Source organism: Flavobacteriaceae bacterium, assembly GCA_014075215.1.
In the GTDB taxonomy this organism is placed as follows: domain Bacteria; phylum Bacteroidota; class Bacteroidia; order Flavobacteriales; family Flavobacteriaceae; genus Polaribacter.
Genome location: CP046177.1, coordinates 2154390 through 2173245 on the forward strand (window position 1 = coordinate 2154390; position 18856 = coordinate 2173245).

At 34.0% G+C, this 18856-nt stretch carries 18 protein-coding genes and 1 pseudogene; 9 read left to right on the forward strand and 10 right to left on the reverse strand.

Features of this window, described 5'->3' with window-relative positions:
* Nucleotides 1-33: 33 nt before the first annotated feature.
* The 8 genes and pseudogenes from kdsB to ruvX all read right to left on the reverse strand — a co-directional run bounded on the left by kdsB (nucleotide 34) and on the right by ruvX (nucleotide 7272).
* The gene (kdsB, locus tag GKR88_10630; GenBank protein QMU64695.1) at nucleotides 34-786 is read right to left on the reverse strand and encodes a 3-deoxy-manno-octulosonate cytidylyltransferase; all 753 of its coding nucleotides are present in this window, start codon (nucleotides 784-786) and stop codon (nucleotides 34-36) included.
* A gap of 400 nt (nucleotides 787-1186) precedes the next feature.
* Entirely contained in the window at nucleotides 1187-1768 is a 582-nt protein-coding gene (locus GKR88_10635) for a hypothetical protein (protein ID QMU64696.1), read from the reverse strand.
* Nucleotides 1769-1779: 11 nt separating this feature from the next.
* Nucleotides 1780-2031 (reverse strand): hypothetical protein, encoded by a 252-nt coding sequence (locus GKR88_10640; GenBank protein QMU64697.1) that lies wholly within the window; start codon nucleotides 2029-2031, stop codon nucleotides 1780-1782.
* Nucleotides 2021-3016: a transposase gene (locus GKR88_10645; protein QMU64698.1), complete on the reverse strand. Its 996-nt coding sequence runs from the start codon at nucleotides 3014-3016 to the stop codon at nucleotides 2021-2023. Before GKR88_10645 ends, GKR88_10640 begins: the two co-directional genes overlap by 11 nt.
* Nucleotides 3017-3297: 281 nt before the next feature.
* Nucleotides 3298-4806 (reverse strand): hypothetical protein, encoded by a 1509-nt coding sequence (locus GKR88_10650; protein QMU64699.1) that lies wholly within the window; start codon nucleotides 4804-4806, stop codon nucleotides 3298-3300.
* A 551-nt stretch (nucleotides 4807-5357) separates the two neighbouring features.
* A pseudogene (mazG, locus tag GKR88_10655) lies at nucleotides 5358-6137 on the reverse strand (nucleoside triphosphate pyrophosphohydrolase).
* A gap of 71 nt (nucleotides 6138-6208) precedes the next feature.
* Nucleotides 6209-6796: a peptide deformylase gene (locus tag GKR88_10660; protein QMU64700.1), complete on the reverse strand. Its 588-nt coding sequence runs from the start codon at nucleotides 6794-6796 to the stop codon at nucleotides 6209-6211.
* Nucleotides 6797-6861: 65 nt separating this feature from the next.
* Nucleotides 6862-7272, reverse strand: a complete 411-nt coding sequence (gene ruvX, locus GKR88_10665) for a Holliday junction resolvase RuvX (GenBank protein QMU64701.1) — start codon at nucleotides 7270-7272, stop codon at nucleotides 6862-6864.
* Nucleotides 7273-7617: 345 nt separating this feature from the next.
* Between ruvX and GKR88_10670 the strand changes: the two genes are divergently transcribed.
* The 9 genes from GKR88_10670 (at nucleotide 7618) to GKR88_10710 (ending at nucleotide 15437) form a co-directional block, all read left to right on the forward strand.
* Complete coding sequence (locus tag GKR88_10670; GenBank protein ID QMU64702.1) at nucleotides 7618-8130, forward strand: hypothetical protein; 513 nt, start codon at nucleotides 7618-7620, stop codon at nucleotides 8128-8130.
* Complete coding sequence (locus GKR88_10675; protein ID QMU64703.1) at nucleotides 8108-8602, forward strand: hypothetical protein; 495 nt, start codon at nucleotides 8108-8110, stop codon at nucleotides 8600-8602. Before GKR88_10670 ends, GKR88_10675 begins: the two co-directional genes overlap by 23 nt.
* Nucleotides 8603-8629: 27 nt before the next feature.
* Nucleotides 8630-9835 (forward strand): hypothetical protein, encoded by a 1206-nt coding sequence (locus tag GKR88_10680; protein QMU64704.1) that lies wholly within the window; start codon nucleotides 8630-8632, stop codon nucleotides 9833-9835.
* A gap of 311 nt (nucleotides 9836-10146) precedes the next feature.
* Entirely contained in the window at nucleotides 10147-10962 is an 816-nt protein-coding gene (locus tag GKR88_10685) for a 2,3,4,5-tetrahydropyridine-2,6-dicarboxylate N-succinyltransferase (GenBank protein QMU64705.1), read from the forward strand.
* Nucleotides 10963-10969: 7 nt separating this feature from the next.
* A complete protein-coding gene (locus GKR88_10690) occupies nucleotides 10970-11737 on the forward strand; it encodes a glycosyltransferase (GenBank protein ID QMU64706.1) in 768 nt (255 codons plus the stop codon).
* A 17-nt stretch (nucleotides 11738-11754) separates the two neighbouring features.
* Nucleotides 11755-12756 carry a glycosyltransferase gene (locus GKR88_10695; GenBank protein ID QMU64707.1) on the forward strand — a complete coding sequence of 334 codons (1002 nt, stop codon included), beginning with the start codon at nucleotides 11755-11757 and terminating at the stop codon, nucleotides 12754-12756.
* A complete protein-coding gene (locus tag GKR88_10700; protein QMU64708.1) occupies nucleotides 12749-13399 on the forward strand; it encodes a methyltransferase domain-containing protein in 651 nt (216 codons plus the stop codon). The genes GKR88_10695 and GKR88_10700 overlap by 8 nt, the downstream gene beginning before the upstream one ends.
* A gap of 15 nt (nucleotides 13400-13414) precedes the next feature.
* Entirely contained in the window at nucleotides 13415-13978 is a 564-nt protein-coding gene (locus tag GKR88_10705; protein QMU64709.1) for a threonylcarbamoyl-AMP synthase, read from the forward strand.
* 4 nt (nucleotides 13979-13982) lie between these two features.
* Nucleotides 13983-15437 (forward strand): HD domain-containing protein, encoded by a 1455-nt coding sequence (locus tag GKR88_10710; protein QMU64710.1) that lies wholly within the window; start codon nucleotides 13983-13985, stop codon nucleotides 15435-15437.
* Here the strand turns inward: GKR88_10710 and GKR88_10715 are convergent.
* Complete coding sequence (locus GKR88_10715) at nucleotides 15421-16392, reverse strand: lipopolysaccharide biosynthesis protein (protein QMU64711.1); 972 nt, start codon at nucleotides 16390-16392, stop codon at nucleotides 15421-15423. The two genes, GKR88_10710 and GKR88_10715, sit on opposite strands and share 17 nt — an antisense overlap.
* 614 nt (nucleotides 16393-17006) lie before the next feature.
* A complete protein-coding gene (locus tag GKR88_10720) occupies nucleotides 17007-18839 on the reverse strand; it encodes an ATP-binding cassette domain-containing protein (GenBank protein QMU64712.1) in 1833 nt (610 codons plus the stop codon).
* Nucleotides 18840-18856 lie beyond the last annotated feature (17 nt).

Below are 18856 nucleotides of genomic sequence, written 5' to 3' on the forward strand. Positions count from 1 at the left end.
GGTTTTATTAGTTTACTAACTCTAAGACAGGAATCATTGATTTTTGTTACTTCTTTTTTTAGCTATAAATTTCTGTGCTTTTACTAAATCTTCCGGTGTGTCAATTTCAATCCCCATAGAGCCAGTTGTCACCATTTTTATTTTTTTGCCGTATTCTAAATAACGGATACCTTCTATTTTCTCCGCTCCTTCCAGAGGAAGCATAGGTGAATTGTAAAAATCTAAAAGAGCTTGTTTCCGAAATGCGTATACTCCAATATGCTTAAAATAGCGTGCTCCGGCATTTTTATCTCTGGGATACGGAATTGGCGAACGGGAAAAATACAATGCAAAATTGTATTTACCAACAATTACCTTCACGTTATTGGGATTGTTTATATCTTCCCAATTAGTGATCTCCTGCATTAATGAAGCTAAATCAATTTGAGTAGCATTTTTATCTTTAAAAACAGCTAATACTTTTTCCAAAGGTTCTTTTTTTACAAAGGGCTCATCTCCCTGAACATTTACTACAATATCTACTTCCAAATTTTCAACTGCCTCTGCAATTCTATCTGTACCGCATTCATGTTCTTTACTACTCATCAATACTTTTCCTTCGTAATTTTCAATAACTTCCTTGATAATTTTGCTACCGGTAACCACATATACTTCATCAAAAAGATTTGTTGCTACTGCAGCTTCATACGTACGGACAATTACAGGCTTTCCTCCCAAATCGGCTATTAACTTACCAGGAAAGCGTGTAGACCCGTAACGTGCGGGAATCATGGCTATAGCTTTCATTTCCGTATATGTATTGTTTTGTTTACCATGCAGGATGAATCACTGTTTTTTCCGTACTCATGCTCATATTTCAATTACTATTCATAAAAGTACATGAATTTTTTCATTTGAAAGTTCACAAAAACAAATGAAAAAAATGTATGGACTAACGAAGTGGTTACTGAAGTGAAACTAAATGTTGTATTTTTTAATCAAAATTTAGTTTTTTTACAGAAAAAATTATTCTTCTTTTCCGGGAATACTTTGCCACAGTACATTCATAATTTTCCACTGCCCGTTTACCTTGCTAAAAAAGTAGCCTGTCAATTGCCTGGCAGCCTTTAAAGACAGAACCACAATTAGCTGTTTCATGGTTTTTAAAAAAAGAAGTAAGACAACAACCGCTTACTTCTTTTTGTTTTTATTGCTTTACCATTAGATACTCACCACTGGGAACTCTGGTATCTATAGGAGACGTTTCATCAGGTATAATGGCTCCATGCCTTTGGTATATTGTAACTGTCATTTGAGGAGGGCTGCTATTGGGAATATAACGTAAAACGATATTAGAATTTAAATAGTCCCGTTCTGGGTCTTTAAAATACAAATCTATTCTACGTTCGTCAGGATGACATGTATTGCATCTCGGACGTTCATTGGGCTTGGAGATATAACTTCCTCCAATATTATAGCTTTCATTAATATTAAGTGGTAAAGTATTTACCAATTCCGTACCGTTTTCTTTATAGGAATATTCTCCTGCTAATAAATCATAATAATCGTTATTTATTAGTTTTCTCTCCCTTTTATTTAATACAATAATTAATTCTTCATTTGAAGAAATGAATTTCCAGGTGCCCACAAATTTATTCAGTTCGTTGTCCAAATCTTTATAATAGGCTCCTTCCGGAGTATCATAAGAAGCATCCAGTCCTACTACGGGGTGTTGTGCTTTGCATGCGATTACAGCAAAAGCGATGATGATTATAATTAGCTGTTTCATGGTTTTTAATTTTAGTTATTAGTACAAGGTTCTTCTATTACAGTGCTTTCGTCGGCACTCAGGGTAAGTTTTTTCCATTTTTCACGTACATGGGGAGTTCCCGAATGGAACTGTTCCATTTGGTATAAATCCAGGCCCAAATCCCGGTCTTTTACAAATTGTAAAAAAACTTTCTGATAATCCAAAGCAGAACCGTTAACCCCGTATTCTATGATAAAAACAAGTAAAAGTTGAGATATTATTTTTACTAATTTATGCAGCAAATTTAAAAGTATCTACATAGGGTGTTTGTCGTTTGACAACGGCAAACACTCTTGCTATTAATTTGTTTCTAATAATGTTAACGGTACTCATTTTACTTTTGCCTTGTTTTATTCTTTTATGATAGTATAATTTCATTTCTGGGTTATGTTGTATAGCAGAAATAGCGCACATATTAATAATTGCTTTCAATTTTTTATTAGCCAAATGAGAGACTTTTGTACGTCCTTTAATACTAGTTCCAGATTGGTAAGGAAAAGGAGCAACACCACAATAAGAGGCAAACTTTCTCCAGTTTTCAAATTTTGAAAAATTGTCAGTAAACACAATCATCATTATAGCAGTTTGCATTCCTATACCTTTAACACTAGTAACAAGTTTATAGGTTTCTTTTAACATTATATTTTGGTCAATAATAGCTTGCATTTGAGTATTAATCTTGTGTATTTGTTTGGTTAGTTCTGCAATCATTTTTTGTTGAACGTCAAAGATTATTTTATACTCTTTTGCTTTATAAATTCTTTTTTGTTCTTTCAAAGTAACTTTAAAACCAGCTCTTTGTTTGTTAAGTTTTGTCCTTAAAGATAAGAGACTTTTTAGTTGTAATATACTTCTTTTAGGTAGCTTACTGGGTTTAAGTTCTTCTTTTAATCGATACCCATATAGAGCAATGCGTTTGGCATCAATTTGGTCATCCTTTCCACGAGCAATACCAATAGATCTTTTAATTTCTAAACCAGAAGCTATGAAAAAAGATAATTTTTGTTCAGTTAAAGACACAGATAATAAATGAGAGTACATTCCTGTATGTTCAAATACAAACATGGTTTCTTCTTTAGAGAAAGACGAATTTTTAAAACTCCACTTTAGCATTAATTTAAATCCAGATTTACTGTTCTCAAACTGTTGAACAATTTGTTTAGAATAGATACAAACATCAATTAATAATTTACTGACATCGATTCCGATAATTTCATTTGTTTTCATAATTTTGTAATTAGATATTAATAATAGTTACTTAAACTAAGACCTTTAATAAGGGCAGAAACTGAAATTCTATATGGTTCTAAGTAACTTTTAAAAAGAACGGAGACTAATACGGGGGATGGCTCTAAAAAGCTAGCTGGCCGCTAAAGTTCACTCCGTTCTTTTGTGTTTTTGGTTATCAACAAAATAAGAGTTATTAACAAAGAAAAAAAGAAGCAAAAAAAGAAATTTCATCATAACTATTATGTTTTTATTTTAAGTAATTATTTCTATTTGCTAATCTAAAGGTTGGCACTATCAGTATATTCTTTACTCAGTTTTTTACCATATCTGTCCCATTTTTCACTATTTTGATGAATTGCTTCAAGTGCCCGGAGTTTGGAAACATCACTGATCTTAATGGCATATACCTGCGCATCTGCACCTTGTTTTACTACCAGAATATTGAGAAACAAATCATCTCCTGCCGGGTTGTTGTCGTTTAGCAATGTCGAACCTAAATTTACGTAGGTATTTCTAATTTTCAGCAAAGAATACATATCATCATGCGAAAACATGGGAATGGCTACATCGTTTACCGGGTGTGTATGTATGGAACCAAATTGGTATGCTCTACCTGGTAAATAAACATGATTTTGCATTTGAGTAGGATAATGATGTGCATAAGGGCCATATTGCGGGAAATTACCTCTGTTATAAAATGCATAGCCATGTTCCCAATTACTGTCCAAATGGTCTCTCATATTAATAATTGCAATTCTGAGATGGGTGTTTTCTCCGGTGGGGTCATTGGCACTACCGTTTAGTATATAAGGATTGCTGCTGCTTGTAGCACTCATCATGCTATCGAGTTCAAAACAATGGCCTTCTTTAATACAATCTCCTCTACCATTTGCTTTATAGCCCTCGGGGCATACACAAACTCCATTTTCATTTTCTATTTTCCCTTCCGGACATACACAAACACCGTCTACCATCACCTTTCCACTTCCCTCAGGACATCTGGGGTCTGCCAACTCAACAGGAGCCGTAAGCGTTGTATCTCCATCACCACCGGAGCTTCCTCCTCCGCTACCTCCACCTCCAATAAGCTGATCTCCTCCGGAGCCATCATCTCCTCCCGGCGGGTCTCCCACAGGAGGGTCCGGAACACCGTAGTTCTCACAGTGTGAAAAATCTATATATAACAGCGGACTACCGCTACAATAGGTAAACCCATCGTTTTGCAAAACCGGCCAGTGTCCGTCCGCATTGCCTCCCAAATTACAGTGGCCATATACCAAAATACCGTCACAAGGGCCGCTACCCGTACCACCACCACCATTTGGAAAAACCCAGTCAAAAACATCTCTGGAAGACAGGTTGAGGCCTTCCAGGCTTAAATATTCTTCGGAAATCAGGTATGAAGTGGCTTTCTCATACAATGTTTCGGAATCGGTAAGGTCAGTGAACTCATAAGAGACCAAAAAATAGGTAAACACACCGTTGTGTTTTTTTACCAGAAAGTTTTCAAAATCAGAAGTTTCCAAAACAGGGCTTTCTGTCTGAAATGTCCAGGTAATGACATCGTCTATGACAATTCTGTTAATCTCATCGGTAAAAATGGTGAGGCCTTCTGCAACCTCAGTAGCACTTCTGCTGTAGATGCTTTGTGGCGAGTGCTTAGAAAATCGTCTTTCAATCAGAGGTAAAGAGGGTTTTATTTCCTTGTCTGCAAGTAGTTCCAGGTAGGTTATTTTGGTTAAGGAATACTTGAGTTTGTTAGAGGTAACGGTGTTTTGAGGATTCATAAAGTCTTCTCAGATACAGTTCCATAAGAACAAAGATAGGCCAAAGACCAAGACCCCGATTTTGATAAATGATACTTTTTTCATTTTCATCGTTTAAAGTTATTAAAATTAGTTAATACGCACCGGTTTTGCTGTGTTCCATATAAACCACAATTACCGGATAGTTTTTTACAGGCATTTTTTTGGAATGCCTCTGTTTCTATACCGGAACAGTAAACATTTACATACTGCCCGGTTTATGCCTTTTTTGTTTTATTCAAAAAAAGACGTTTCTAAAAATCGTGCAACGAAACAAGACGTCTGAAAAGGTATGGGGGTATTAAAATTCAATTGGTTTCAATTTTTTTAAGCCACAGCTCTTTTTACCTTAACACTACAGAAACAAAGCTATGCAAATTATTTTTTATATCCAAATATATCAGAAGTTTTTCTTTTGTGAAAGATTCAAAAATTCAAAGATTTGAGGAATGCTCTGATAATGCTGTTTAATTAGCTAACAAGGGTCCAACATTAAAAAGGCAGAGTGTCATTAAAAAAATCACCTGGGAAGATTAATAGAAATACTTTTTTGATTCATTCCAGAAAACTTCCATTTCTGCCAGAGACATTTCAGACAATGCTTTGTCTTCTTTCTCTACGGCATCTTCCATATACTGAAATCTGTTTATGAATTTTTTATTTGTTTTCTCAAGAGCGTTTTCCGGGTTTACATTCATAAATCTCGCATAATTTATCATAGAGAAAAGCACATCTCCAAATTCCGAAGTTATTTTTTCGGGATTACCCTTTTCTATTTCGGTATTTAACTAAGCTAATTCTTCTTGTATTTTTTTCCACACCTGGTGAGGTGTTTCCCAATCAAAGCCAACTCCGGCTGCCTTGTCCTGGATTCTTTCTGCCTTTATCATTGCCGGTAAACTTTTAGGGACGCCTTCCAAAACAGATTTTTTACCTTCTTTGAGTTTTAGTTTTTCCCAATTCCGTTGTACATCTTCTTCATTCTCAACAGTAATATCTCCGTAAATATGAGGGTGGCGGTTTATGAGTTTATCAGAAATGGTATTCGCTACACCAGCTATATCAAAAGCTTTTTTTTCCGAGCCTATTTTTGCATAGAAAATGATGTGTAATAACAGATCTCCCAACTCTTTTTTAATTTCTTCCAAATCATTATCCAGAATAGCTTCTGCCAGTTCATACGTTTCTTCAATGGTAAGATTGCGAAGGGACTCCAGTGTTTGTTTTCGATCCCACGGGCATTTTTCACGAAGTTCATCCATGATATCTAACAGACGGTTAAAGGCTTCCAGTTGTTCTTTTCGGGAATTCATGATTTGGTTTAAAAAAAGTTAAGAGTTAGGGTATTCCGCACTATGAATGGCATGTAATTTTAATATGGATTTTATTTTTTTTTAAGTTTCGGAAAACGCATTTCATATCCTGCTTTTATTTTTCCTCTGGAAATATTATCCAATTTCTTTTTAATGATTCTTTTTTTAAGAGAAGTCAACTTATCCGTAAATAAAATACCTTCTATATGGTCGTATTCGTGTTGAAAAATACGAGCTGCCAAACCTGTTAAGGTTTCCTCATGCGTAGTAAAGTTTTCGTCCTGATAACTAATGGTTATTTTCTTTTTCCTGTATACCTCTTCAACAACATCCGGAATACTCAGGCAACCTTCACTAAATCCCCATTCATAACCTTCTTCTTTGAGGATTTGTGCATTTATAAACACTTGTTTAAAATTTTTTAATGCTGCTTGTTCTTCTTTAGATATACTTTCATCATCTGCAAAAGGAACAGCATCAATAATAAATAACCGAATGGCTTTCCCTATTTGCGAAGCTGCCAGACCAACCCCTTTTGCATTGTACATGGTTTCTTTCATATTGGCAATTAGTTCTTTCAAATCGGGGTAATCAGCAGTTATTTCTTCTCCTGTTTTTCTTAAAACAGGATCCCCGTAAGCAACTATCGGCAAAATCATAAGTGTATATCGTGTTTATGATAGCAAAAGTACAAAATTAGCCAGTTATGGTGCTATGTTTTTCTTTATTTGCTGTGCAGGTAAGATTGTAAAATAATCGTAGCACTAATTTCATCTACCAATGCCTTATTTTGGCGTTTTTTCCTACTAAGCCCACTATCAATCATAGTTTGAAAAGCCATTTTGGAAGTAAAACGTTCATCCATTCTTTTTACGGGAACATCCGGAAAAGCCATCTTTAGTTTTTTTACTAAAGGGAGTATAAAAATCTCACTTTGACTGTCTGAATTGTCCATTTGTTTGGGTTTTCCTACCACAATTAATTCTACGCCTTCATTTTTGAAATAGGCTTCTAAAAAAGGGATAATATCCGGTGTTTTAACAGTTGTTAAGCCGGATGCAATGAGCTGCAATTCATCCGTAATAGCAATACCTGTTCTTTTTTTACCAAAATCTAAAGCAATGATTCGACTCATAACACCGGAATTTTTCAAAAATACTCATTTTAAATTACACTTGTTTTATGCTATGTGTTCAGGGCAAACTCATACTTTTTAAATAGATTTTCAAGTTTTTAAAAATTCATAGCAAAAGTTTGATATTCAGTTAAATAATAGTCGTTATTATTATTGGTTATTTGTGTAGTGTACAAATAACCTGTCTCTTAAACAATTAAAAATCAGATAAATGAAAAAATTTCACAAGGTTAAAAGTATGATTTTGCCCTGTCTACGTTAGTTTTTTATTTGTCATACTTAAAAAATATTTTTAATTTAAGCAATTGCTTTTTACAATTTTAGTACTTTTATAACTACAAAGTTATGTCAGGAATAATTTCTACAAGTCAAGATACTTCTAATAAATTTCCAAACTTTTGGGAAGTTTCCGTTGATAAAAAGACCATCTTTACAAATGATGATATTATAGATGCTTATTTAAAAAGTAAAGAAGATAGTATAAAAGAAAAAAAACAGTTATTTGTTGACAAATTAAATGAGAACATTGAGAAATCAACTAATTTTACTGATTCAATGTTTACCTTTTTAAGGAAAAACAATTTTAATCCAATTTCGGCCCATTTAAAGATTAATACATATAACGATTTTGTAATTTTAGTTACTCTCCCTGAAGACGAGTTCATATCTGAAGATTTTTTAGTTTCTTACAATTTTGCTGCAACAATTGAGGAACAGGTTTTAAATGATAAATATTACAATGTGATGTTTATGTTTTCAGATAGAGAAGAAGAAACTTTTAATAAAAGTTTATTAGCTTCTGACGGGTTTTTTCTAGATTACAAAATTAATAAAGTTGAAGCCCAAAACCCACTCTGAACATAATTACGAAGTATATGAATTTCTCCTTTCAGATGGACGGTTTTACGATTGGGTTGTCACTACTGCATTTTACTCTGCTCTTCATTTGGTTCAAGAGGAAATTTTTCCATTTAGTGATGATGAAGGATATACATATTCTAGTTTCGAGCAATATTTTTCTAAGTCCTTGAAAGAAGGTCAGAAAATATCCAAACATCAATTTACTATTAAATTAGTAGAACAAAGAATTAAAGGTGCAGTAAATTTGTATCGTTCACTTCATGATATGAACTCATTTAAACTTTTTCAATTTGCTAAAAAATTACTGTTTCCCGCTCTGTTTTTGTCTTCTTTTCCTTCCGTAGTGCTGCCTTGCAACTCAAAAAATCCTTCAACAGCCCTAAAAACTTCTAATTTTCGCTTAAATCCAAAAAGTTTAAATGAGTTCTATGGGGTGCATAACATTTTGTCGCGAAATAGTTATTTTTAAGGATTAACTTTTAAAAGCGACACCATTATGATTAGCGAAGAGGAATTTTTAGCCCAAGCCAAGAAGCGTTATCAAGCGATAGCAAAATTATCAAACATAAAGAGTTACTATGATTACGAAAAGACTTTTGATCAAATATGGACGGACTATGGTCGAGAGGTTTTAGAGAGAAGTATAAGCGAACCATCTAAAGACAGGCGTAAAAAAAACTTATCACGTTACGGAAAGATAGAGATTAACAACACTCATCCCTTTAGTGAAAAAGTCAATGGATTTAAGATAAGTCCCTATATGCAAGACAAAATGATTTATATTGGTCAAAACGATTGTTATGGAGATGGTCATGAAGTTTTATCGAATCTTCTAGGTGTTTCAGTCAATGCGATGCAGCTTTACAGAGTCACAGACTTTTATGGTGGTTTATTAGAGCAAGAAAAAGTATTGGAGGTTGATGCCGTTGAACCTGATATTCTTAAGGTAGATAACCAAGAGTGCATATATGCTATGGTCGATGGGTCGATGCTTTTCACTCGGGAAGAGGCTTGGAAAGAAGTAAAATTAGGCAGAATTTTTAAACAGAGTAGCTGTATGGACATATCAAATAAACGTGGATGGATACGCCATTCGTTGTATGAAGCATATTTAGGCAAAGCTGATAAGTTTACAGATAGAATGGATAGATACTTAGGCTGTTACAGGAGTATTGATAAGCGACTGATTTTTGTTGGTGATGGTGCTAGATGGATATGGAAATGGGTAGATCAACATTACCCTTTTGCCACACAAATATTGGATTGGTATCATGCTTTAGAACATTTACACGATTTTGCTAAGGTTTGTCTCTCTAATCAAGAGTCATATAACAGTTGGGTTGGTCAACAGGAGCAACTACTAAAAAACAGTCAAGTAAATCAAGTCATTGAGAATATCAAAAACTTAGAATTGACAAAGCAAAATCAACGTAAACAACAAAGCCAACTTATCACATATTATACCGAAAATAGGTCGCGTATGGACTATCAGCAATATCAAAATACAGGAGCAGGTATTATAGGATCTGGAGCCATAGAAGCAGCTAACAGGGAGGTTGTTCAAAAAAGAATGAAACTCTCTGGACAACGTTGGTCTAAAATTGGAGCTCAAAATATGCTCACATTAAGAACAACTAAACTGAGTGATAAATGGAACAAAGTAGTTAACCTAATCTGTACTGAGAAAAATAAAGCTGCTTAAAACGACAAAATGTTATGCACCCGTTCTATGTGTAGAACTTGCCGTTATAGAAATTATCATGTAAGTCTCAAAAAGGCAAAAGTAGCAAAATCTTATATTGATAAAATCAGAAAGTTGGTCAATTCTAATGTAACCTAAATTCCGAAAGGTAGTTTAAAGTGATGAATTTTGGTTTTTATTTTTTTTCAATAAGCTTGGTTATATTCAAAGAGGCTAATTCATTTGCTCCTAATTCTATCGTTCATTGATTGAATTTTATTTTTATTTTTGCAAAATAAGCTTCCTTAATTGAGGTTTTAGCAATTAAAAAGATGAATTTACTACAAGATACTATAGAAAAAGCGTGGAGTAATAGAGAGTTGTTATCAGAAGAGGCAACTGTACAGGCGATAAGAGAAGTAATACATTTGTTAGATATAGGGGCGTTGCGTGTAGCGAAACCAACGGAGGATGGATGGACGGTAAATGAGTGGGTTAAAAAGGCTGTTGTATTGTATTTCCCTATCCAAAAAATGGAGGTACTGGAAGCTGGAATTTTTGAATATCACGATAAAATACCATTAAAAAAGAAGTATCGGGAAAAAGGTGTACGGGTTGTGCCTAATGCAGTTGCCCGTCATGGTGCCTATATCGCTGCAGGCACTATTCTGATGCCCAGCTATGTAAACATCGGGGCGTATGTGGATGAAGGAACCATGGTGGATACCTGGGCCACTGTAGGAAGCTGTGCACAAATCGGCAAAAATGTACACCTGTCAGGAGGTGTGGGAATCGGAGGAGTCTTGGAACCGTTACAGGTGGCACCGGTTATTATAGAAGACGGAGCGTTTATCGGTTCAAGATGTATTGTTGTGGAAGGTGTCAGAGTTGAGAAAGATGCGGTTTTGGGAGCCAATGTGGTTTTGACAATGAGCACCAAAATTATAGATGTAACAGGGGATGAACCGTTAGAAATGAGAGGGAAGGTCCCTGAAAGATCCGTAGTTATCCCGGGAAGTTATACTAAAAAATTTCCATCAGGAGCATACCAGGTACCCTGTGCATTAATTATTGGTAAAAGAAAAGAAAGTACCGACAAAAAAACTTCATTGAATGAGGTACTCAGAGAATATCATGTAGCTGTCTAGAAATACCATGAAAAAGATTACCACTATTATACCTACTCTTAATGAGGAAGAACGTGTAGGAAACGCTTTAAAATCTGTTGAATTTGCCGATGAAATTATTGTAATCGATTCTTTTAGTACTGATCGTACACTGGCAATTGTGAAAGAAACCAAAGCGATTCTTTTGCAACGTAAATTTGACGATTTTTCCAGTCAAAAAAATTACGCTATACATCATGCCAGCCATGATTGGATCTTATGGTTGGACGCAGATGAAGTGATAAGCGACGACTTACGAAAGGAAGTCATAACTACTCTTAAAGATCCAAAGGATTTTGCAGGTTTCTATATTTACAGGACATTTTTCTTTATGAAAAAAGCACTAAGATTTAGCGGTACACAAAATGATAAATTAATTCGGCTTTTTAATAAAAAATATTGCAGGTATGAGGGAGTAGTGCATGAAAAAATAAAAACAGACAGAAAGTTAGGGGTTTTAAACCATAGGATTTTACACTATTCATATATAGGTTTTAACAGATATATTGAAAAACTAGAATTGCATTCCAAGCTTAGATCTGAAGAATTATATAAAAAGGGGTTACTACTAACACCCTATCATTTTATTATAAAACCACTGGCAAGATTTATAAAACACTATTTTATTAAACTGGGTTTTTTAGATGGCTTTCAGGGTCTTGTATTATCGTATGCACTTTCATACGGTGTTTTGGTAAGATATACCCATCTGTGGAAATTAAAATATATGAAGATCAAAAATACTGAAACAGAATGAGAAAAACCCGTTAAGAAATGTCAGGTACTTTTTCAAATGTTGTGGTTTCGATCATTATTGTTAACTATAGAAGTTGGCATCATTTGGAAGGTTGTCTGCAAGCGTTAACAGTTATAGAATCAAAGCAAATTTCTCCGGAAATTATCGTAGTTGATAACTATTCGGCTGATGGGAATTTAACCATTTTTTCAGATAGATTTCCAAGAGTCCAGTTTATAAAAAATACGGGGAATAACGGATTTGCCAATGGTTGTAATGTAGGAGCAAAAAAATCGAAAGGGGTTTATTTGCTTTTTTTAAATCCCGATACTGTTGCAAATGGAACCGTAATCAAAAAATTTATAGCATTTGCCAAAAAATATAAAAACGCAGGTGTTGTTTCTTGTCATCAAAAAAATCCCAATGGCCATTATGAAAAAACGGTTCGGGTATTTCCAAATCTTTTTACGCTATTCGGGCTCACCAGGGCTATTTATAGAAAAGTGTACAAATCAAAAATCAAAAACCAATATTTAGGCGAACAGGTTGTTTGCCCCGATTGGGTTTCCGGTTCTGTTATTTTTATGAGCAGGAGTTGGTATACACAGGTAAAGGGTTGGAATGAAGCTTACTGGATGTATTATGAAGATGTTGACCTTTGTAAAAGAGTACAAGAAGCTAATGGTGATATTGTGTTACTAAAAGATGTAGAAATGATACATAATCACGGAGGGGCATCAAGACTTAATATAAAAACAGCAGCTATTACCAAAACAGAAGTGTTAATCTCCAAACACGTATATATCAGTAACCGTTTTAGAGGCTTACACAATTTTTTAAGTCAATTACTGGTTATCGTAAATAATCTCATTTTTAAAACGGTTTTAGCAAGCTTCGGGATTATTTTCTTTTTTATTCCTAAATTGCGACTCAACCTGTATATTTATCTGAAATTGATGACATATTATATGCATGCAGTCATCAGAAAAACGTGGTTGAGTAAAAGAAGCATAAAGTACATGAAACAGTTAAATGCATAAAAAAAAAGACGAATACTATAAGAATATTAGACCGGAAATGTTGGTTTTTATTCCCAAATCTGCAAAAAAGATGTTAGAGATAGGTTGCGGCGAGGGAAATTTTTCTGCGCAATTAGTTACGGATGATAATGAAATCTGGGCTGTAGAGCCTTATAAACCCTCTGCTGAAAAAGCTTCAGAAAAACTATTTAAGGTAGTTATCGGAACTTTAGATGATACGTTGGACACATTACCTAATGATTATTTTGATGTAATCATTATGAATGATGTGATAGAACATCTATTAGAGCCTTGGAATGATATTGTAAAACTAAAATCAAAACTAAACACTCATGGAGTTTTAGTGACTTCCATTCCTAATGTCAGATATTCCAAAAATCTTTTCAAGATGCTATTTAACAGAGATTGGAAATATACGAACGATCTTATTTTAGACAGGACTCACTTTCGGTTTTTTACTAAAAAAAGTATCAAAAGAATGTATCGCGAATGTGGTTACAGTATTCAAAAAATGAAAGGGATTAATATTACAAAATCATTTTTTTACTTCCCCTTTGCCATCTTTTTTAATATCCTGTTTTTAGGGTCGCAACTAGATATGTTTTATATGCAATATGCTACTGTTGCTAAAAAAGAAGTATAATATTTTTAACTATCTATGTCGATTGAGCAGGAAATAAAACAATCATTGTATCAATTAAAAAACGAGGGGATTATACTCTATCCTACGGATACGGTTTGGGGGCTGGGATGCGATGCTACCCATTCGGAAGCTGTTCGAAAGTTATATGCTTTAAAAAAAAGAAATGAAAGCAAAAGTTTAGTAGTATTGGTAGATTCTTTGGAAATGCTGCAAGAATATGTTGCAACAATCCCTGAAACAGCATTGACTATTATAAACGTTAATGAAAAACCTACAACTATTATCTATAATAATCCAATCGGATTTCCAAAAAATGTTGTGAATTCGGGTCATACCGTTGCCATAAGAATACCCGATCATCTATTTTGTAAAAAGTTGATACGCACATTTGGAAAACCCATTGTTTCAACATCGGCAAATATCAGCGGATTTCCTACTCCAAAATCCTTTTCCGAAATAACAGCATCCGTATTAGAAGGCGTAGATTATATAGTAAATCTGGAACGTGAGAAAATTGCAGATAAATCATCTACTATTATAAAGATAAACGGGAATGTTGTTGAAGTAATAAGAATCTAATATCATGCAGTATCAGCACCCGAAAAAAGCAGTAACATCGGCTATTTTTACCATCATATCCGAAGCATCAAAGCAATTGCAAATACACAGTTATGTGATAGGAGGTTTTGTACGTGATCATATACTAAAAAGAGGAGTCGCCAAAGATATTGATATCGTAACAATAGGAGATGGAATTGAACTGGCTAAAAAAGTAGCTTCTTTCTTACCGAACAAACCCCCGGTTCAGATTTTTAAAACCTACGGAACCGCTATGTTGCGATATGAAGACATGGAAATTGAGTTCGTCGGCGCACGAAAAGAATCGTATGCACCGGATAGTAGAAACCCTAACGTTACTCCGGGAACATTAGAAGATGACCAGAATCGAAGAGATTTTACTATAAATGCCCTGGCAATTAGTTTAAATGAAAATGATTTCGGCCTATTATTAGACCCTTTTGAAGGAATACAAGATCTAGATAAAAAAATGATCAGAACTCCCTTAGATGCGAATATCACATATTCTGACGACCCATTACGGATGATGAGAGCCATTCGTTTTGCAACACAATTGAATTTTCAAATTGAATCACAATCGTTAAATGCAATTGTTAAAAATGCACACCGGTTAAAGATCATTACGAGAGAACGTATTGTAGATGAATTACATAAAATCATGAGTTCTCCGCTTCCTTCTATCGGATTTTTACTGTTGGAAAAGACGAAATTACTAGACCGGATTTTACCCGAATTAATCGCTTTGAAAGGGGTAGAGGACATAGAAGGACAAAGACATAAAGATAATTTTTATCATACGTTAGAGGTCGTAGATAACATTTCCAGGCATACGGAAGATTTGTGGTTGCGGTGGGCTGCATTGCTCCACGATATAGGAAAAGCACCTACAAAGAGATTTGACAAAAAATCCGGATGGACATTTCACGGACATGAATTTGTAGGTTCTAAAATGGTATATACATTATTCAAGCGTTTAAAAATGCCATTGAATAAGAAGATGAAATTTGTCCAGAAAATGGTATTGTTAAGTTCAAGGCCTATTGCATTGGCTAATGATGTTACAGATTCGGCCGTGCGGCGTCTGATATTTAACGCCGGTGATGATATTGACAGCTTAATGACTTTATGCGAAGCAGATATTACAACCAAGAACCACAAAAAGTTTAAAAGATATCACCGGAATTTTCAAAAAGTTCGTGAAAAGATAAAAGAAGTAGAAGAAAGGGATAGCATACGAAATTTTCAACCGCCGGTCTCAGGAGAGGAAATTATGAAAACTTTTAACTTACAGCCTTGCCGAGAAATAGGGCAAATTAAAGAAGCTGTTAAAGAAGCTATTTTGGAAGGCAAAATTCCTAATGAGTACAAAGCTTCTTATGATTTTATGATACAAAAAGGAATAGAAATAGGACTTGCTATTGACCGGGGAAATATAAAAAATGCTAGTTCTGATTTGTAGCTTCAAAATATTTTTTCAGAACAAGAATAGAAAGTAGTTTTTCTAATTTTTCATCTTTAAACTGCGCAACCCACGAATGAGCATTGTCGATGATTTTTTGTGATTCCGGTTCATTATTTTTATAATAGGTCATTTTTTCAAGAAGATCCGAATAATCATCCCGGATTAAAACATAATGATAATCAGGGATTAATCTGCCTTCCATATACCAGGTTTCATAGGTAGGTTTTGGCATGAAGCACAGTGAGTTAGATGACATGATCCATTTGAGATTGGTTGCAACATCATGTCCTTCTATAGATAAAATAAATTTATATTTCAATTGTTGAGAAATACTTAAAAACCCTTTTGCACCTTTGATTTTCGGATTTTTACTACCATATTCTCCTATATTACAATCGGAATGCTGATGAAATTTTTCAACTGCCATTTTCCTGCTTTCATTATGTAACATGCCTCGCCAGACGATCTGATCTTTTTTCTCCGAAAAGGAAAGATGGTCGTTTACAAAATTAAAATGTCGCAATCGATCTAATTTCATGACAACTGAATTTCCGGTGTGTGCGATAGGCCTGCTTTTTACAATCGTAGGCACAGATTGGTTTTCAGTAATATCACCCCACAGATAATGCACTCTTTTTTTGGGAACAAAATATTGAGCAATCAATTTAAAATCAAAATAATACATACCTCCTCTCTGAGGTTTTTTGATCCGATTTAATGGAATTGATGTTTTTGAGTGAATTGATGTTTTTGAGTGAATTGATGTTTTTTGTGTTGATATGTAATAATTTAGCCTGGAATCAATGATTTTTTTATCATAATTTTTCTTTTTAGATAACCAGGAATTGAGTCTTAACCGGTAATAAAATGGCGGAACAGCCAACCTTACAAAAACCGTTATATAATAGTATAGATTTGATTTTTTTATTTTTATAAAAATAGTATCTATCATAATTTTTACAGCCGGGCTTCAATAGTTAGTTTTCATTCATTTTTACAAACCGGTTTTTGTATTATTTATCTTCATACAATTGTATCTGGCTTCGGATACATTACTAATGGCTTGAGGAAAACCTCTTTTAATGGAGTATTTATTTTAATAAACACTTTTCTGAAAACTTCTATATTTTTTGTTCCGGATGCAAATATAAAGATAATTTCAACTTCACAAATAGTAGTTATTTTATGTTCGATATAGTTTAAAGTTAGAAAGCTGAGCATTTATTTGAAGGAAGCACATTGAAAATGCTTTTAAAATGGAGGGATGAATATTTTATACCATTTAAAGTCGAAAAGTTTAAAGTTTGACAAAGTTAATTGAGCTAAGTTCTAGAGGCCTTTGCAAAATTGATTTGGCGAAAAAGTTCGACGCCCGAAGAAAATTTTCAACCGGAATAACCTATTCGTTTTGAGGATTTAAAATTTTCGAGAAGGAAGAAATTTGAAGTCAAATCAATTCAAATACGGAATATATCACTATTTTGGCAAAGGTCTCCTCTATATAATTTTATGAGACCTTTGTCGTTAGGTTTTTACACTTTCTAACTTTTCAATGATTTGTGAAACCTAAGCTGATGACTGCAAGGTAACCAGATTGTAATATTCTCCTTTTTTCTCCAGTAGTTCCCGATGCTTTCCCTGTTCTATTATTTTTCCTTTTTTGAGAACTACAATGGTATCGGCTTTTTGTATGGTAGATAATCTATGCGCAATCACCAATGATGTCCTGTTTTGCATCATTTTCTCCAAGGCTGCTTGTACCAATTGCTCGGATTCGGTATCCAGAGCAGAGGTGGCTTCATCTAAAATCATAATAGGCGGATTTTTTAAAACTGCCCTGGCAATTGACAAACGTTGTTTTTGACCACCGGATAACTTGTTTCCGCTATCACCAATATTGGTAAGATATTCTTCCGGTAAATCTTTTACAAACTCATGTGCATTTGCAATTTTAGAAGCTGCCATTACTTCTTCTTTGGTAGCATTTTGTTTTCCTAATTTAATATTTTCCAAAACAGAGTCATTGAATAAAATGGAATCCTGGGTAACAACTCCCATCAGACCTAACAACGACTTTTTAGAAAGGTCTTTTATATTGACTCCATCAATAAAAATACCTCCTTCATTGACATCATAAAATCGGGTAATCAGGTTTGCCACAGTAGATTTTCCGCTTCCGGACTGCCCGACTAAGGCTACTGTTTTCCCTTTGGGAATGGTTAAAGAAAAATTCTCTAATACATAGTCATCTTCATATTTGAAGGAAATAGTATCAAATACAATTTCTTTATCAAAAGTAGTTTTTATAACAGCATGCTCTTTATCTGTAATGGTATTTTCAGTTTCTAAAACTTCAAGTATTCTTTCCGCAGAGGCATTTCCTCTTTTGATACTGTACATGGCATTAGAGATATCTTTGCCAGGAGTGAGAATATTGTATGTGAGTGCCATAAAACCGATAAAAGTACCTCCTGTAATGGTACCATCTATTAAAACCATTTTACCGCCATACCACAAAATAACCGTAATCACCAAAACTCCGAGAAATTCACTCAAAGGCGAGGCTAATTTTTGTTTAAACATTAAACGATTCATGGTTTTGAATAATGTACCTGTAGATGCTAAAAACTTATTTCTAAATTTTTTTTCACCGGTAAAGCTTTTGATAATCCGCAATCCGGTCAGGGTTTCTTCCACATGAGATAAAAAACGCCCGTTTTCTTTTTGGACCACATCAGAATCTTTGCGTAATTTTTTTCCGATATATGAAATAATGAATACGGCAACAGGTATGAAAACAAATATAAATAAGGTTAATTCATAGCTGATAACAAGCATCGCAATTAACGTAAAAATAATAGTAAGCGGCTGTTTTACAAACATTTCCAAAACACTTAAAAAAGACCATTGTACTTCGTGAATGTCATTGGTTATTCTCGACAAAACATCTCCTTTTCTTTTTTCGGTAAAGAAAGATATGGGTAAACTTATTATTTTTTCATAAATACTGTTCCGTAAATCTTTAATAACCCCATTACAAATGATGGTCATAAAATACAAAGCAATATAATTGAAAAGGTTTTTCAACAGGAAGATGAGAATAATGAAACCACAGAGATATCCTAACACTTTAATTTCTCCGTTTCCGCTTTGTTCAATTTGCTGTGTGACAAAGTAGTTTAAACTCTGTTCCAAATAAGGTTTCAACTCAGAAAAACCTGCATATACGGGTTTTGTATACATACGCTTGTTGGTCTGAAATAAAATACCAAGCATAGGAATAAAAGAAATCAGGCTAAGCGTGCTAAACAGCGCGTACAAGATATTGCTTATAATGTTTAGTACTGCATATTTTTTATAAGGATATATAAATCGTATGATTTTTTTAAAGTATGTCATTTTAAATGGTAGGTTTT

What these genes read in the sequence shown, in the direction of transcription:
- kdsB (QMU64695.1), bottom strand. Translation starts at nt 786, where the DNA reads ATGAAAGCTATAGCCATGATTCCCGCACGTTACGGGTCTACACGCTTT.
- GKR88_10635 (QMU64696.1), bottom strand. Translation starts at nt 1,768, where the DNA reads ATGAAACAGCTAATTATAATCATCATCGCTTTTGCTGTAATCGCATGC.
- GKR88_10645 (QMU64698.1), bottom strand. Translation starts at nt 3,016, where the DNA reads ATGAAAACAAATGAAATTATCGGAATCGATGTCAGTAAATTATTAATT.
- GKR88_10650 (QMU64699.1), bottom strand. Translation starts at nt 4,806, where the DNA reads ATGAATCCTCAAAACACCGTTACCTCTAACAAACTCAAGTATTCCTTA.
- GKR88_10660 (QMU64700.1), bottom strand. Translation starts at nt 6,796, where the DNA reads ATGATTTTGCCGATAGTTGCTTACGGGGATCCTGTTTTAAGAAAAACA.
- ruvX (QMU64701.1), bottom strand. Translation starts at nt 7,272, where the DNA reads ATGAGTCGAATCATTGCTTTAGATTTTGGTAAAAAAAGAACAGGTATT.
- GKR88_10670 (QMU64702.1), top strand. Translation starts at nt 7,618, where the DNA reads ATGTCAGGAATAATTTCTACAAGTCAAGATACTTCTAATAAATTTCCA.
- GKR88_10680 (QMU64704.1), top strand. Translation starts at nt 8,630, where the DNA reads ATGATTAGCGAAGAGGAATTTTTAGCCCAAGCCAAGAAGCGTTATCAA.
- GKR88_10685 (QMU64705.1), top strand. Translation starts at nt 10,147, where the DNA reads ATGAATTTACTACAAGATACTATAGAAAAAGCGTGGAGTAATAGAGAG.
- GKR88_10690 (QMU64706.1), top strand. Translation starts at nt 10,970, where the DNA reads ATGAAAAAGATTACCACTATTATACCTACTCTTAATGAGGAAGAACGT.
- GKR88_10695 (QMU64707.1), top strand. Translation starts at nt 11,755, where the DNA reads ATGTCAGGTACTTTTTCAAATGTTGTGGTTTCGATCATTATTGTTAAC.
- GKR88_10700 (QMU64708.1), top strand. Translation starts at nt 12,749, where the DNA reads ATGCATAAAAAAAAAGACGAATACTATAAGAATATTAGACCGGAAATG.
- GKR88_10705 (QMU64709.1), top strand. Translation starts at nt 13,415, where the DNA reads ATGTCGATTGAGCAGGAAATAAAACAATCATTGTATCAATTAAAAAAC.
- GKR88_10710 (QMU64710.1), top strand. Translation starts at nt 13,983, where the DNA reads ATGCAGTATCAGCACCCGAAAAAAGCAGTAACATCGGCTATTTTTACC.
- GKR88_10715 (QMU64711.1), bottom strand. Translation starts at nt 16,392, where the DNA reads ATGATAGATACTATTTTTATAAAAATAAAAAAATCAAATCTATACTAT.
- GKR88_10720 (QMU64712.1), bottom strand. Translation starts at nt 18,839, where the DNA reads ATGACATACTTTAAAAAAATCATACGATTTATATATCCTTATAAAAAA.